Origin of the sequence: Mucilaginibacter sp. SG564, assembly GCF_013149275.1 — a bacterium.
Classification (GTDB): domain Bacteria; phylum Bacteroidota; class Bacteroidia; order Sphingobacteriales; family Sphingobacteriaceae; genus Mucilaginibacter.
Window position 1 is genome coordinate 122,593 of the sequence record NZ_JABGNA010000006.1, and the last position, 12,699, is coordinate 135,291.

Annotated in this window: 15 protein-coding genes; 8 read left to right on the forward strand and 7 right to left on the reverse strand. The window is 47.8% G+C overall.

The genetic code is table 11. The features are described from left to right. Positions 1–92: 92 nt before the first annotated feature. The 4 genes from FHW89_RS15035 to FHW89_RS15050 form a co-directional block, all read right to left on the reverse strand. Positions 93–581 (reverse strand): DUF421 domain-containing protein, encoded by a 489-nt coding sequence (locus FHW89_RS15035; protein ID WP_172335884.1) that lies wholly within the window; start codon positions 579–581, stop codon positions 93–95. Between the two features lie 145 nt (positions 582–726). Continuing rightward, the gene (locus FHW89_RS15040) at positions 727–1,209 is read right to left on the reverse strand and encodes an inorganic diphosphatase (protein WP_172335885.1); all 483 of its coding nucleotides are present in this window, start codon (positions 1,207–1,209) and stop codon (positions 727–729) included. 3 nt (positions 1,210–1,212) lie between these two features. Further along, positions 1,213–1,674, reverse strand: a complete 462-nt coding sequence (locus FHW89_RS15045; protein ID WP_172335886.1) for a low affinity iron permease family protein — start codon at positions 1,672–1,674, stop codon at positions 1,213–1,215. After that, the gene (locus tag FHW89_RS15050; RefSeq protein ID WP_172335887.1) at positions 1,671–3,887 is read right to left on the reverse strand and encodes a hypothetical protein; all 2,217 of its coding nucleotides are present in this window, start codon (positions 3,885–3,887) and stop codon (positions 1,671–1,673) included. The genes FHW89_RS15045 and FHW89_RS15050 overlap by 4 nt, the downstream gene beginning before the upstream one ends. 195 nt (positions 3,888–4,082) lie before the next feature. On the opposite strand from FHW89_RS15050, the gene FHW89_RS15055 reads away from it, so the two are divergent. From FHW89_RS15055 to FHW89_RS15075, 5 genes are read left to right on the forward strand one after another with little or no spacing between them, the layout of a single operon-like run. After that, entirely contained in the window at positions 4,083–5,030 is a 948-nt protein-coding gene (locus tag FHW89_RS15055; protein ID WP_172335888.1) for a manganese catalase family protein, read from the forward strand. Beyond that, the gene (locus tag FHW89_RS15060) at positions 5,030–5,191 is read left to right on the forward strand and encodes a hypothetical protein (RefSeq protein WP_172335889.1); all 162 of its coding nucleotides are present in this window, start codon (positions 5,030–5,032) and stop codon (positions 5,189–5,191) included. The genes FHW89_RS15055 and FHW89_RS15060 overlap by 1 nt, the downstream gene beginning before the upstream one ends. Beyond that, positions 5,191–5,385, forward strand: coding sequence for a hypothetical protein (locus tag FHW89_RS15065; RefSeq protein ID WP_172335799.1), 195 nt, complete (start codon positions 5,191–5,193; stop codon positions 5,383–5,385). The genes FHW89_RS15060 and FHW89_RS15065 overlap by 1 nt, the downstream gene beginning before the upstream one ends. 8 nt (positions 5,386–5,393) lie before the next feature. Then, positions 5,394–5,816, forward strand: a complete 423-nt coding sequence (locus FHW89_RS15070; RefSeq protein WP_172335890.1) for a DUF1810 domain-containing protein — start codon at positions 5,394–5,396, stop codon at positions 5,814–5,816. Positions 5,817–5,856: 40 nt separating this feature from the next. After that, entirely contained in the window at positions 5,857–6,438 is a 582-nt protein-coding gene (locus tag FHW89_RS15075) for a DUF4142 domain-containing protein (protein ID WP_172335891.1), read from the forward strand. A 91-nt stretch (positions 6,439–6,529) separates the two neighbouring features. Here the strand turns inward: FHW89_RS15075 and FHW89_RS15080 are convergent, their stop codons facing one another. From FHW89_RS15080 to FHW89_RS15090, 3 genes are read right to left on the reverse strand one after another with little or no spacing between them, the layout of a single operon-like run. Beyond that, positions 6,530–7,615, reverse strand: a complete 1,086-nt coding sequence (locus tag FHW89_RS15080; RefSeq protein ID WP_371742459.1) for a glycoside hydrolase family 130 protein — start codon at positions 7,613–7,615, stop codon at positions 6,530–6,532. Then, the gene (locus tag FHW89_RS15085) at positions 7,596–8,060 is read right to left on the reverse strand and encodes a hypothetical protein (RefSeq protein ID WP_172335892.1); all 465 of its coding nucleotides are present in this window, start codon (positions 8,058–8,060) and stop codon (positions 7,596–7,598) included. The genes FHW89_RS15080 and FHW89_RS15085 overlap by 20 nt, the downstream gene beginning before the upstream one ends. Next, positions 8,050–9,597 (reverse strand): FAD-dependent oxidoreductase, encoded by a 1,548-nt coding sequence (locus tag FHW89_RS15090; RefSeq protein ID WP_172335893.1) that lies wholly within the window; start codon positions 9,595–9,597, stop codon positions 8,050–8,052. Before FHW89_RS15090 ends, FHW89_RS15085 begins: the two co-directional genes overlap by 11 nt. Positions 9,598–9,867: 270 nt before the next feature. Here FHW89_RS15090 and FHW89_RS15095 point away from each other — a divergent pair, with 270 nt between their 5' ends. From FHW89_RS15095 to FHW89_RS15105, 3 genes are read left to right on the forward strand one after another with little or no spacing between them, the layout of a single operon-like run. Beyond that, complete coding sequence (locus FHW89_RS15095; RefSeq protein ID WP_172335894.1) at positions 9,868–10,728, forward strand: NEW3 domain-containing protein; 861 nt, start codon at positions 9,868–9,870, stop codon at positions 10,726–10,728. Between the two features lie 23 nt (positions 10,729–10,751). Continuing rightward, entirely contained in the window at positions 10,752–11,705 is a 954-nt protein-coding gene (locus tag FHW89_RS15100; protein WP_172335895.1) for an ABC transporter ATP-binding protein, read from the forward strand. A gap of 7 nt (positions 11,706–11,712) precedes the next feature. Beyond that, positions 11,713–12,681 (forward strand): ABC transporter permease, encoded by a 969-nt coding sequence (locus FHW89_RS15105; protein ID WP_216650583.1) that lies wholly within the window; start codon positions 11,713–11,715, stop codon positions 12,679–12,681. Positions 12,682–12,699: the final 18 nt, after the last annotated feature.

Sequence of the window (12,699 nt, forward strand, 5' to 3'; positions counted from 1 at the left end):
TGTAGATTTTATTTTGGTTAAAACTATATTGAACAACGTTGTTCTTAAAAAAACAAGAAGCGTTCCAAACCCCTGAAAAATCAGGACAATTTTCATTTTTTCCGGATAGCGCTGACCTCGCCGTTTCTTTCCATATAAACTTTTTCAATCCCATTCATATCTTCGGTTAGCGCTGACTTCCGGACGCCCTGCATGATGTCTTCTTCACAGACCAATCCTTTTTCCATATGGCTTTTAATGAACTTTCCCTGATCAAATAGCAGGATTTTATCGCCCTCCACAAAGCGGCCGAATGCCTTATGATGAACGATCAGCCAGCCAAAGACCCGGTGCAGGAAAACAATCACAAAACAGCAGACGATTACCGGTACAAAAGCCGATGCACCCACCACCGCCCGGCTCATGATGGCTCCCAATGAAATGGTAATAATGTTGTCGAGCGGCGTCCGCACGCCAAACGACCTCCGGCCTGAAATGCGGATGAGCAGGAAGGCGATTATAAAAATGACTACGCCCCGGCTGCTCATCTGCAGGGCATTGAGGTCTTTCCCTTCACCAAAAATTTTTAGCAGAAGTTCCATAGCAATTGATTTTAGTTCTTATTTAGTTTCTTTTGCCGCATACAGCTGCGGGCTTCTTTGGTGCCGTTCCCGGCTTATGGTTTACGAGCCAGGCGGTAATTACAGTGATGCCAGCGTGGCCAGTATGAGCTGCTGCTTTATTTCTTCATTGACTTAATAATTTGGCCGCCTGCGGGGCGTTTAGCCTCGTGGTCACTTTAAATTTCTTGCCCGCCTGTTCGTTATAATTTTTGAAAAAGGCTTCGAGCTGATCAATGAGAACCTGTGGCAACTCCTCCAGTGTATGGATATCCGAGTATAGCTGGGAAACTTCCGGAATACCGATAAAACGGTCATTCCGTACCTTGTGCCCGTTCCGTTCGGTTTGCTCTGCTTTTAATCCGCCAATGATCCGGCAATCTACCAGGCAACCGGGAAAAGTGGAACCTTCGGAGATCACGATGATATCCAGCGGGTCTCCGTCCTCTCCTTTGGTTCCCGGGATCATCCCGAAATCAAAGGGAAAGACCAGTCCGGCGGGCAGGATCTTATTCAGTTTAAAACGTTTTTCCGCCGGATCATAGTCGAACTTCTGGTTCGATCCCTTCGGACATTCGATCATCGCGGTGATTATAGTCGGCTTATTCATGGCTCAGGTCTTTTTAATCGGCTTCCGTGTCTGTGATTTTCTTTTCTGGTTTTCTGCAGCAGCATCTATTGAATGCGTGCGGGTAAGATCATTTTCCTTTTCTGCCAGATCGGACAACCGGATATAAAATTTATAAAGATGGTCCAGTTCTTCTTCGGTCAGGTCCTCTATATTAACCATGCGGTTACTGGTGCCCTCGTGCGAGGCCAGCAATTCATTCAGCTTCAGGTGGACGGCCTTGGAGTCTTTATTTTGCGATTTCTGGATAAGAAAGACCATCAGGAAAGTTATGATCGTCGTGCCCGTATTAATGACGAGCTGCCATGTTTCCGAATAATGAAATAACGGTCCGGTAACAGCCCAAATGAGCACGGTTGATGTAGCGATGATAAATGCAGCGGAACTTCCGGTGGCCGCTGTGGCCCAGTTACTGAAACGTTCGAATAAATTCTTACTTTTCTTCATTTGGTCTTCCAGTTAATATAAACTTCACTGTCACCGGGAATAGTAAATTCCAGGTGACCCTCTTTTGTTTTCCTACCTTTCGCCGGTTCTTTTCCCCCATTCAGCGTCACCGAAAAATCCGGCAGTTTACCTTTACCTGACTTAATCAACATCAGGCGGCAGTTAAGGCGCGCATCTCCCGCCAGCCTGAATCTGGCCGGACGGTGCTTTTTTGGCGAGAAGCCATAAGTGGGGTAATCGGTATAGATCATAAAGGGCTCATCTTCCACCTGCATATAATGGCGTGGGAGGATACCGAAAGCATTTCCCGCACCGTAAACCTCTTGCCCAACTTCGCCGGATTTCTCCCAGCCGTCATGCATATCCTCCAGCGCGATCCACAGGTTCGGGTCGACTTCAGCCGTCTTGACCTCGTCTGACAACATCGCCTTCGGCAGCATCGTCGGATAGTAGTAAACCGCGCGTTCCACCAGGAACCGTATATATTCGGCCATCAGCAAACGCAGGGAAGGCAGAATATCGAGGCCTTCGGCGTGCCGCAGGTAATCATGAAAGGCACAGAAGACTTCCTGCTCCTCGTAAACCGCCGTATAGGGCGCATCGTTCAGCGGGAACAGGGCAAAAAACGATGGAAAATTTCGCCCGTAGCCATAATTGCAGTCCCAGAGTTTTACGTTCCTGAACACATTAGCCAGGCATAAATAACTGAGCTCTTTATATACTTCTTTTCGGGTGACCTTATACAGCCGTAATAAGGCACCTGCCGAGAAGGAGGTATTATTCGCCTGGTAGAATAAGTCAAAACCTAAACCTTGCAGTTTTAAAGCGCCTCTTTCAGCTTCGGCTAAATAACGTTTGTTGCCTGTCAGTTCCCAGGCCTGCAGCATTACATGTGCATACAAACCCGGCACATCCTTTTCACCGCCTTTTCCAGGTTGTGTTTCCGCTTTGATCACCTCGAGCGTGTCCATTTTATAAAACACCGGCCACCTGTAATTGAAATGGCGGGCCACCTTTATCGCGAATTCCAGCGAATCCAGGAACAGTTTTTCGGCAGCTTTATCCCCTTTGAGCGCTAAGCGTGACAAGTTCAGCAGCGGGTGATGCAGATACCAGGAATCCATAACCATTGGCTTTTTGTGTTCTTCTTCGCCTTCCATCTTGTCGGCCACTTTAGGGTGCCAGCGCATGATCGTGCCAAGTTCCTCATTATAAAAAGCGGGCAGGCCTTCCTTGATCTTTTTCATCACTTCCAGCTGGCCATCGCTCCATTCTACATAATCCAGCAAAGGCAGGAGTACTGCCAGTTGTACCATGATCTCAGGTGGTGTTGCATAATCACAGACATAAGCGTTCAGGTAATGATTCCCGTTCACCTGTGACCAGCAACCCGGGCTTTCGGTCAGGTCAGTTAAACCTTTTTGCAAAGTTTCCGGCCAGTTTTTATAAGTAGTAGCCGGTTTAGGCAATTGCAGATAAACTGCCGCTAATAAATCAAGATACTGGCGTACCATGGCTCCCTCATCTGCAGGTACTTCTTCAGAAAAGACAATAAACGCGTCACTCAGGGCATAAGTTTTCCCTGCTTCCAATGGTTTATTTTTCAAAGTAGGAGGCAGGGCAAATCCAATTTCCGGCCATTCGCCACCCACCGTATCTCCGGCCGAGGTCTCGGTCTGCTGGTTATAGTCCGCCAGTGCGGTCAGATTCTGCAGGTAAAGCACAGAACCCGCCTTCGGTCGGGTCAGGCTAAAATAGAGCTGTCCGGAACGTGTGCCTACCTGGCTGACTTTGATCTTGCCTTCAGCCGGCTTATCGCTGCTTGCCGCACCGAGCGGCACGATATCCCGCGGCCAGAAAGGGAACAAGACCGGCGCTGCCGCTCTCAGTGTTGTCGTCAGGCGCAGCACGGAGATTTCTCCAGCCGGTAGCCGGACAACAGCCTCGTATTCGCCCATCAGGGAGGCGATCCGAAAAGTAATGTTTTGATCTTTCTCCAGGACCCTCCGGAGTTCCAGCTGATCGTTGGGTGAATAAGCAAGCCGGAAAGCGATCCGGCTGCCTTTCGGCCAGACTACAACCATCCAGCAGGAGTCGTCAATCAGGTAAACTTTAAAGGAATATTCCGCCGCCTGCTGTTCATATACAACGGTCAGGTCAGGACTATTCAATTTTGAATTAACAGTCAAGAGCCAGGCTGAGGTCGCATTCATTGTAAAAAATAATTGTTAACAATTGGTTTAATTACTCCCGTGAACGCTGCAGAAAGCGGCGAAAAAGTAGTACAACAACTTTTTTTGGTTAAATAATGTTTTAATATTTCTTATAAAATTATTTAATTAATTAAAAACATAATATCAGCTCCTATAGTTTTATCAATATCCATTTACCTAAAAACAAATAATATTATGTTTCATCATGTAAAAGATCTACAATTCAACGCCCGGGTATCCCGTCCAGATCCGCGTTTTGCCAACTTGTTGCTGGAGCAGTTCGGCGGCGAAAACGGTGAGTTGGCCGCGGCCATGCAATATTTCACCCAGGCCTTCGGCGCAAAAGTTCCGCATCCGGATAAATACGATATGCTGATGGATATCGCCACCGAAGAATTCAGTCACCTGGAAATCGTTGGCGCTACCATCCAGATGTTGCTGAAGGGCGTGAACGGCGAGCTCAAAAACGCCGCCGACAGCTCGGAGATTATGCAGGTATTAAACGGTAAGGCCGCTAAGGAAGATATTATCCACGCAGCTGTATTTGCCAATCCACAGTTCGGCATCATCACTGGCGGTGGCGTAACGCCACGCAACAGCCAGGGTATTCCCTGGTGTGCATCCTACATCCACTCCAATGGCGACCTGACGGTTGATCTACGGAGCAACCTGGCTTCGGAATCACGGGCCAAGCTCGTTTACGAGCATTTGATGAAATTCACCGATGATCCGTACATCCACGAAACCCTGTCCTTCCTGATGACCCGGGAGGTTACACACTATAAAATGTTTGAGGCAGCTTTGGACAGCATCCAGCCTAATTTTCCGCCGGGGGTATTGGCTGCCGATCCCCGCTACCTGCAAAACGTTTACAACCTTTCCGACGGTACCGTTCGCGGGCCGTGGAATGAGGGTGAGATCAAAGGCATGGGCAAAGAATTTAATTACGTCGAAGACCCCATTACACAGGTACAGGAAACGGAAGGCCAAACGAAATTGCCTGATGATTTCAGCGCGGAAATAAAAGAAAGCGAAAAACTCAATAAAGATATGAGCAAGGTCAAAAGCACTGAAGTAAAAAATGCAGAGCCTAAAGGTGTTGCCCAATGGAGCACCTACGGGGCAGAACCAGTACGGGCATAATGGACGAGCACTTATTTTTATTTGGCCAGCGTGTACTGACGCCTTCAGGGGAAGGAGAAGTGATGGATACCATTGGCGACAAGATCGTCGTCAAGCTGGATAACGGATCAACAGAAACTTTTCCCTCTGACGACGTACAGGATAATAGCAACGCAGGCTGATGAACTCCAAAACACATCAGATGAAAAATATCATTATTCCGGTGGCCATCTTCATGATAGCCACCTTATTCACCAGCTGCACCGCGATAGCGGGCATTTTTAAAGCCGGTGCGGCTGTGGGCATTCTTGCGGTTGTTATCGTGATCGCCGTCATTATCTGGATCATCTCGCTGTTCAGGGGGAAAAGCAACTAAGTAAAAAAATGAAAGAGCACTTACAACGTTTTAAAACTGCGCAGGACCGGGATTATGATACCGCGCTGGCGGAAATCAAAGACGGCCGCAAGCAAGGCCACTGGATGTGGTATATCTTCCCACAGATTACAGGTTTGGGCATGACCGAAATGTCACGTTTTTACGCCATAAAAGATATAAAGGAGGCGGGAGACCTGCTGATGGACCCGGAACTCGGGCTGCGGCTGACGACTATATGTAAAGCGCTGCTGGAATTGGAAACAAATGACCCGCATGCTGTTTTCGGTAGCCCCGACCACCTCAAGCTTAAGTCGTCAATGACCCTATTTGATGCTGTGCCCGCGACCTTCCCGGTTTTTAGCCGTGTACTGGACAAGTTCTATCATGGCGAACGCGATGAAAGGACGCTGGAAATACTTGGTATAAAATAACTTGACGATAAAAGAGATACAAATCAAAAAAATACCCACCATGAAAAAGCTCCTATACATCAGCCTGATCGCAGGTGTCGCCTGTATGGTACAGGCCTGCAGCGGCAACAAGGACAGCAAAGACAGCGCAGACAGCGCGAATACAGCAAAAGCCGATACGGCCAAAACGGATTCATCCGCATCAGCAGTCGACAAGGACGATGCGAAATTTGCCGTGGCGGCAGCTAATGGCGGTATGGCGGAAGTCGAGCTCGGCACGCTCGCCCAGCAAAAAGCTGCCAACCAAAAAGTTAAAGATTTCGGTGGCATGATGGTCAGTGACCATAGCAAAGCCAACGAGGAAATGAAGGCCCTTGCAAAATCCAAAGGGATCATCTTGCCAACAACGATAGGTAGTGACGAACAAAAGGTGAAAGACAATCTTTCTTCAAAATCAGGCGCGGACTTTGATAAAGCCTATGTTGATAATATGATCGAAGATCACAAAAACGACATCAAAGAATTTGAGGATGCCGCTAAAAACCTAAAGGACCAGGATTTGAAAGCATTTGCGGTGAAGACATTACCAACCTTAAAAATGCACCTAGACGCGGTCCAAAAGATCCATGACAGCATGAAATAAACCATAGCGGGCCGCCTTTGTCAGGGCGGCCTTTTTTATTTTCCTGCGGTAGTTCCATGGTCTGCCACGTTGCTGAAAAGCTTATGATATGCTAATAGGAAACCAATTGTTCCAGTATTGCACTGATGGAAAAATGCGCGCCGCAAACGAACTCATCTGCCGCGCCATAATACATCGTCAAGTGGTCACCATCAATCAGGTGCCCGTTAGTAAATACCACATGCCCAAAAAAGCCGCTTAATTCATATGGTTCCGTAGGCACCATAATGGGTTTAATGGTACGCGAAATGATCTTTGAAGGCTTATCAAGGTCCATGAGGAAAGCACCCAGGCAATATTGGTGCTCCGCATTGGCGCCGTGATAAATTGCCAGCCAACCCCGCCCGGTACGGATCGGTGCCGCCCCGGCACCGACGCGTGCGCTGTCCCAAAGGCCGGGCCGGGTCTTGATCAGGCATTGATGGTTCCCCCATTGCCTGCCGTCGGAAGATTCGGCCAGCCAGATATAATTGCCGCCAATCTCTTTGCTGCTCGGCCTGTGCAGGCAATAATACTTACCGTCGATGGTTTCTTCAAAGATGGCGCAGTCTTTATTATGCGGCGGCAGGATCATGCCCGCATTTTCAAAGTGTTGCCAATCTCTGGTGGTTTGCAAACCTACACCAACACCACTATCAGATACTGCCGTATAGGTGAGATAATAAGTATCACCTATCTGGCTCACCCGGCAATCTTCGATGCCGAATCGTTCCAGGTAGCCCTGTCCAAATATGGGAGCATAGTCTCCCGGTTCGGTGAAATGCACACCATCATCACTAGATAATAAACGTAAATGTGAGATTGTGGTCAGGTAATCCAGGCCTTTATAACTGATTACCCGAGCATCGATGGTGATCAGGTCGGGATCGTTTAATGGTACTTCGATGATCTCGGTATTCCCAGTCGCGTTCAGGGCGGGGAAAAATAGTACGCCTTCCTTTTGCATAGCACCTTCTGCTACCCTGACCAGAAGCCATATTTTCCCCCCGTAACGGAATACGCCCGGATTCAGCAGACTAATGATTTGTAAACCATTAGCGCTGGGCGCAAGATCTTTAGGTAATAACAAAGGATTTTCCGGGAAACGCTGGGCCAGATCCGTCAGGCTTTTTTCCGACTCATTGATGATCTGTAACATGATTTGTTCTTTTTACGATTTGGTAACCAATCCCGGCGAAGACTGCAAAGACAAGGTGAGCCGGAACGAGTTGCAGGTAATATTTATTAAAACTTAACGAAGGTGGCAGCGGGTGCATTTTAAATGTGGTTTTCCAGACTGCTACTGCCAGCAAGCCACTTAAACCACCCAACCAAAGGTTCGTTTTCAGATCAGGTTTTAATTTCCCGCGCCGCCAAAGCTCCACATAGACTAGTGCAAAAAGCAGGCCTACCCCATAATGACCGAGCCAGCCTAAAGCCTGGCTCTGCTGCTTGTCCAGTTTCGGAATGAGACGGCCAGCCAGTTGTCCGAGGCGCTCCGGTTCGCTGAAGTTTTCGCCATCGGCCAGCGAAATGAGGTAGCTGAACAGGGTCATGAAAGTTGTACCGGTAATTCCGCTGGCTAATATTTCCTTAGTTTTCATCGCTGCTAATCTTGATTAGGTTTTTGGTTGCCGGTCCTGTTAATACATTTCCGTCAATATCATAACGTGCACCATGACAGGGACAGTCCCAGCTTTTTTCTTCGCCGTTCCAGTTCACGATACACGCGGCATGAGTGCAAACCGGGCTGAGCGCGTGGATAATTCCATGTTTATCCCGGTAGGCCGCGATCTTTTCACCGTCTACCTCAACGACCTTGCCGGTACCCGGCTGTAATCTTTTTAAGGAATCGGTTTCATGTATACCTACGCGATCAGCTACAAAATGAAAGGCGACATCTGCATTCTCTTTAACAAATTCGCTGAACCCATCTATCGGTTTAATGCGGGAAGGACTGAACAAGTCCCGGTATCTATTGGGCCGTCTCCTGACCAAGTCGCTGAGTATTTTGCCGGCGATACTGCCCAGCATCATCCCGTTACCGTTATAGCCGGTTGCGCAGTAAATACCATCCGCCGCCAGCGGCATCTGTCCGATGTAAGGAAGGCCATCCACAGGTACATAATATTGTGATGACCAGCGGTATTTAACCGACGACACGTTATAATATTTCCGGATGTATTTTTCCAGATCGGCAAAGGCTTTTTCCGGGTCGGCATGGCCCGTCTTATGATCATTACCACCGGCGATCAAAAGTTTTTCACCGTCAATTACCTGTGTCCGGAAATAATGATAAGGTTCCTGCATATCGTAAACCAAGGCATCCGGATAAGTATCCGTTTTTAATTTCAGGCCCAGTACATAACTGCGGTAAGGGGCGCACTCAAAATTGAACAGGTTGATATTGGGCGGCATATGCGTAGCGTAAATCACCGTTTTTGCCCTGATAACACCTGCTGGCGAATGCGCGATATGTACGCCATTATCAGTTTCGATACCGGTTACCAACGTATTTTCCAAAACTATACCACCTGCTTCCAGGTATGCTTTTTGTAAACCCTGCAAATATTTTAACGGGTGAAACTGTGCCTGCCTATCGAAAACCAGGGCCTTTAAATATTCTATCGGTGTCGGCGCTTCTTCCGTATAGTTTACAGGCACGCCTACTTTTAAGGCGCCGTTGTAGATATCGTCGAGTTGTTTGACCTCTTCCCCGGTTTCTGCATACAGGTATCCAGAATTGATTTCGTAATCGCAATCAATCTGGTAAGTATTAATATTGGATTTAATGGTACTGAAACCTTCGTTGATCGCATCTGCGAAAAGCTGCGCTCCTTCTTCGCCGAAAGCGCTCGCTGCTTCCGCATAAGTAGTATCCGCGAAGGTGTTGATGTGGGCGCTGGTCCCGCCGGTAGTTCCAAATCCCAGGTTATGCGCTTCGGCGATCACTACTTTTTTTCCTCCTTTCTGAAGAAACAGTGCCGTGGTAATACCGGTAATGCCGCCACCTACGATCAGCGCATCATAAATGACGGTGGTATCAAATAAAGCTTTCGAAATTATAGTCGCTGCGCCATACTGCCAGGGAGCCCGCAGTGCTCCGTCGCGGGCTAATACGGCATTCGTTGTCTTTCCCATAATTCTATTACAAAAATCAGCATCACTCTGTTTGGCAATAGTTTACCTATTTATCAAACAAATCCGCTCATATCCGATCTTTTATAACTCGGCAACAATGGATGTCAGGGTCTACTCGTCCAGGCTAATATCTAATTGTTAAAAAATGTTAAAATTATTTGAATTTTTTTGGCGACTTTTTTTCTTTGAACCATCAATTTTTAAACATAGAACCCATTATCGAAAAAAGCATTTTTTGAAAGCTATCATTTAAATTTTAGTTGTTAGATCATGTTACCCCAATTCACTATTACCCATTTCAACGCAGCGCGCAGCTTTACATTTCTTTTATTATTTCTGGTATTCGCCTTCGCATCACAGGCACAGCAGCAGCAACCGGTCAACTGGCCGGCCGGCAAATCAGGCTTTACCGCCAAACTGATGAACATTGAGGCCGCTACCAATGAGACCTTCCGTTACAACACCACCCTGCATAACGGTTCGGCAAGTGCCAGGATCTACGAACTCAGAACCGATCTTCCTTTTGGCTGGATGATCGCTTATAAAGTGGACGGCAGCCAGGTTACTTCTATCAATATGGATGCGGGAAAAACGCAGGACATTGCCATCGAGATCAATGCCACGGCTACCGCCTCCCCGAAAAAATACAGGGTTCCAATCAAAGCCATATCCGGTTCCGATACGCTATCGCTGAACCTGGAAGCCGTAGTAAAAGGCTCCTACAGCCTGGCACTGAGCACACCAACCGGAAGATTGAGCGACGAAGTAACTTCCGGCAGCCAAAAAGAGTTGCAGCTGACCCTCAAAAATACGGGGACATTGCCTTTGAATGATTTGCAGGTTACCGCACAATTGCCTACCGGCTGGGAATCTACCTTTGAACCCGCCAGTATCAAACAACTGGAACCTGGGAAAACCATCGATGTAAAAGCGACGGTAAAAGTACCAGACAAAACTATAGCCGGTGATTATGCCGCTAATTTTACTGCGACTAATAGCAATACCAACTCACAGATCGCTTTCCGGCTAACTGTCAAAACATCCTTGCTTTCCGGCTGGATCGGCATTTTGGTCATCCTGCTGGCCATCGGCATCGTTTATTATCTCATTCGTAAATATGGCAGAAGATAAAACAGCCAATCCGTTTTTTACCAATGAAAGATCCTATTATACAGTTAAAGGGTTTAACCAAGCACTATGGCACTGTTAAAGCCGTTGATGATCTGAACCTTGATATTCAGAAAGGCGAGATCTTCGGGCTGCTGGGGCCTAATGGAGCAGGCAAAACCACTACCATATTGATGATGCTCGGGCTTACCGATCCGACGAGTGGTACCGCTATGATTTGCGGGCATAATGCTACGAGCAGCCCTATCTCCGTTAAGAAAAAAGTGGGTTATATGCCCGATAGTGTTGGTTTTTATGGCAATATGACCGCGCTGGAAAATCTGTTGTATATCGGCAGGCTGAACAGCGTACCCGAAAATGAATTAAAAAAACGATCTGCCGAGGTGCTGGAAATTGTGGGCCTTGCCGCAGACCAGCATAAAAAGACTTCGGCTTTTTCCCGCGGCATGAAACAGCGGCTGGGTTTGGCCGATGTGCTGATCAAAAATCCGGACGTCATTATTCTGGATGAGCCGACACTCGGTATCGACCCCACCGGGGTTAGAGATTTCCTGGCGCTGATCAAACAGTTGAGCCGGCAGCAGGGGCTTACCGTTTTACTCTCTTCGCATCATTTACATCATGTTCAACAGGTCTGCGACCGGGTAGGGATTTTTGTGAACGGCAAATTGCTGGCACAGGGAGATATTGGCGCACTGTCCGCCCAACTGTTCGGCACCGACAGCCATGTCACTTCGATCAGGGTAGCACAAGCCGTTTCACAGCCCTGGCCGCCGGAACCGGAACTCCGGGCATGGGAAGCTGTTAGCCAGATCACCATTAGTGAAAATGAGCTGGAATTTACCAGCAACCGTAATATAACGGCGGCACTGGTTCGGTACCTGGTTGAAAAAGGCTATGACGTGATTGGCGTTAATCAAAAAAATTATGGCCTGGACGATATCTATCAAAAATATTTTGAATCTAATAGTACAAAATAAACAAGCTATGAAAAGTCAATCTTCTGAACCAGGGCCTTTCGGCGTTATGGTTCACAAGGAAATAGCAGATCATATACGCAGCTGGCGCTTTGCCATACTCGTTGCACTCATCGTGCTTACTTTTATCGCCGCGATGTACGTGTCACTGGGGAATATTAAATCGGCGGTAGGCAATACCAAAGATCCCGATCATCTGTTTTTATACTTGAAACTATTAACCACTACCGACAATTCTATTCCGCCCTTTCATGTGTTCCTGAGTTTCCTGGCACCGCTGCTGGGCATCAGTTTAGGGTTTGACGCGGTTAACTCCGAGCAGAGCAGTGGCACCTTGACCCGCCTGATGGCGCAGCCCATCTACCGCGATAATTTGTTGCTGGCTAAATTTGTGAGCGCCCTGGTGATCGTCAGCAGTTTGTTTTTTGCATTGGCTTTGCTGATGATCGGCGGCGGGTTAGTACTGACTGGCGTGCGCATGGAGCCGCAGGAACTGCTTCGCATACTGGGGTTTATTGTGATCACTATTGCTTATGTGGCTTTTTGGTTGAGTTTATCTATCATGCTTTCCATCCTGTTTAAGCAAGCCGCAACTTCCGCGCTCACGGCCATCGGGATCTGGTTGTTCTTTACGATATTTTACCAGATTGCCATTAACCTTATTGTCAAGTCCTTCTTACCTGATCCGGCTTATCTTAGCCAGGCCGAGATCATAAGTTATAACGATTTGATATTGAATCTGCAACGCATCGCCCCGAATCAGCTTTATTCGGATGCCGTTACCACGTTGTTAATGCCGTCGGTTCGCAGCCTTGGTCCTGTAACCATGGAGCAAATGGCGGGCGCTATACCGGCTCCGCTGCCGTTTAAGGAAAGTGTCATGATCGTATGGCCGCAAGTAAGCGGCTTAATGGCATCAACCGTAAGTTGTTTTGCGCTGGCTTACTTTCTTTTCATGCGGCGTGAGATACGTAGTTAATAAAACGATGATGCGCTA

Bases quoted from the DNA above. Each gene is read 5' to 3' on its own strand.
- FHW89_RS15070 (WP_172335890.1), top strand. From the start codon at position 5,394: ATGAAAGAGCACTTACAACGTTTTAAAACTGCGCAGGACCGGGATTAT.
- FHW89_RS15050 (WP_172335887.1), bottom strand. From the start codon at position 3,887: ATGAATGCGACCTCAGCCTGGCTCTTGACTGTTAATTCAAAATTGAAT.
- FHW89_RS15075 (WP_172335891.1), top strand. From the start codon at position 5,857: ATGAAAAAGCTCCTATACATCAGCCTGATCGCAGGTGTCGCCTGTATG.
- FHW89_RS15065 (WP_172335799.1), top strand. From the start codon at position 5,191: ATGAACTCCAAAACACATCAGATGAAAAATATCATTATTCCGGTGGCC.
- FHW89_RS15055 (WP_172335888.1), top strand. From the start codon at position 4,083: ATGTTTCATCATGTAAAAGATCTACAATTCAACGCCCGGGTATCCCGT.
- FHW89_RS15085 (WP_172335892.1), bottom strand. From the start codon at position 8,060: ATGAAAACTAAGGAAATATTAGCCAGCGGAATTACCGGTACAACTTTC.
- FHW89_RS15035 (WP_172335884.1), bottom strand. From the start codon at position 581: ATGGAACTTCTGCTAAAAATTTTTGGTGAAGGGAAAGACCTCAATGCC.
- FHW89_RS15090 (WP_172335893.1), bottom strand. From the start codon at position 9,597: ATGGGAAAGACAACGAATGCCGTATTAGCCCGCGACGGAGCACTGCGG.
- FHW89_RS15060 (WP_172335889.1), top strand. From the start codon at position 5,030: ATGGACGAGCACTTATTTTTATTTGGCCAGCGTGTACTGACGCCTTCA.
- FHW89_RS15095 (WP_172335894.1), top strand. From the start codon at position 9,868: ATGTTACCCCAATTCACTATTACCCATTTCAACGCAGCGCGCAGCTTT.
- FHW89_RS15105 (WP_216650583.1), top strand. From the start codon at position 11,713: ATGAAAAGTCAATCTTCTGAACCAGGGCCTTTCGGCGTTATGGTTCAC.
- FHW89_RS15100 (WP_172335895.1), top strand. From the start codon at position 10,752: ATGAAAGATCCTATTATACAGTTAAAGGGTTTAACCAAGCACTATGGC.
- FHW89_RS15080 (WP_371742459.1), bottom strand. From the start codon at position 7,615: ATGTTACAGATCATCAATGAGTCGGAAAAAAGCCTGACGGATCTGGCC.
- FHW89_RS15045 (WP_172335886.1), bottom strand. From the start codon at position 1,674: ATGAAGAAAAGTAAGAATTTATTCGAACGTTTCAGTAACTGGGCCACA.
- FHW89_RS15040 (WP_172335885.1), bottom strand. From the start codon at position 1,209: ATGAATAAGCCGACTATAATCACCGCGATGATCGAATGTCCGAAGGGA.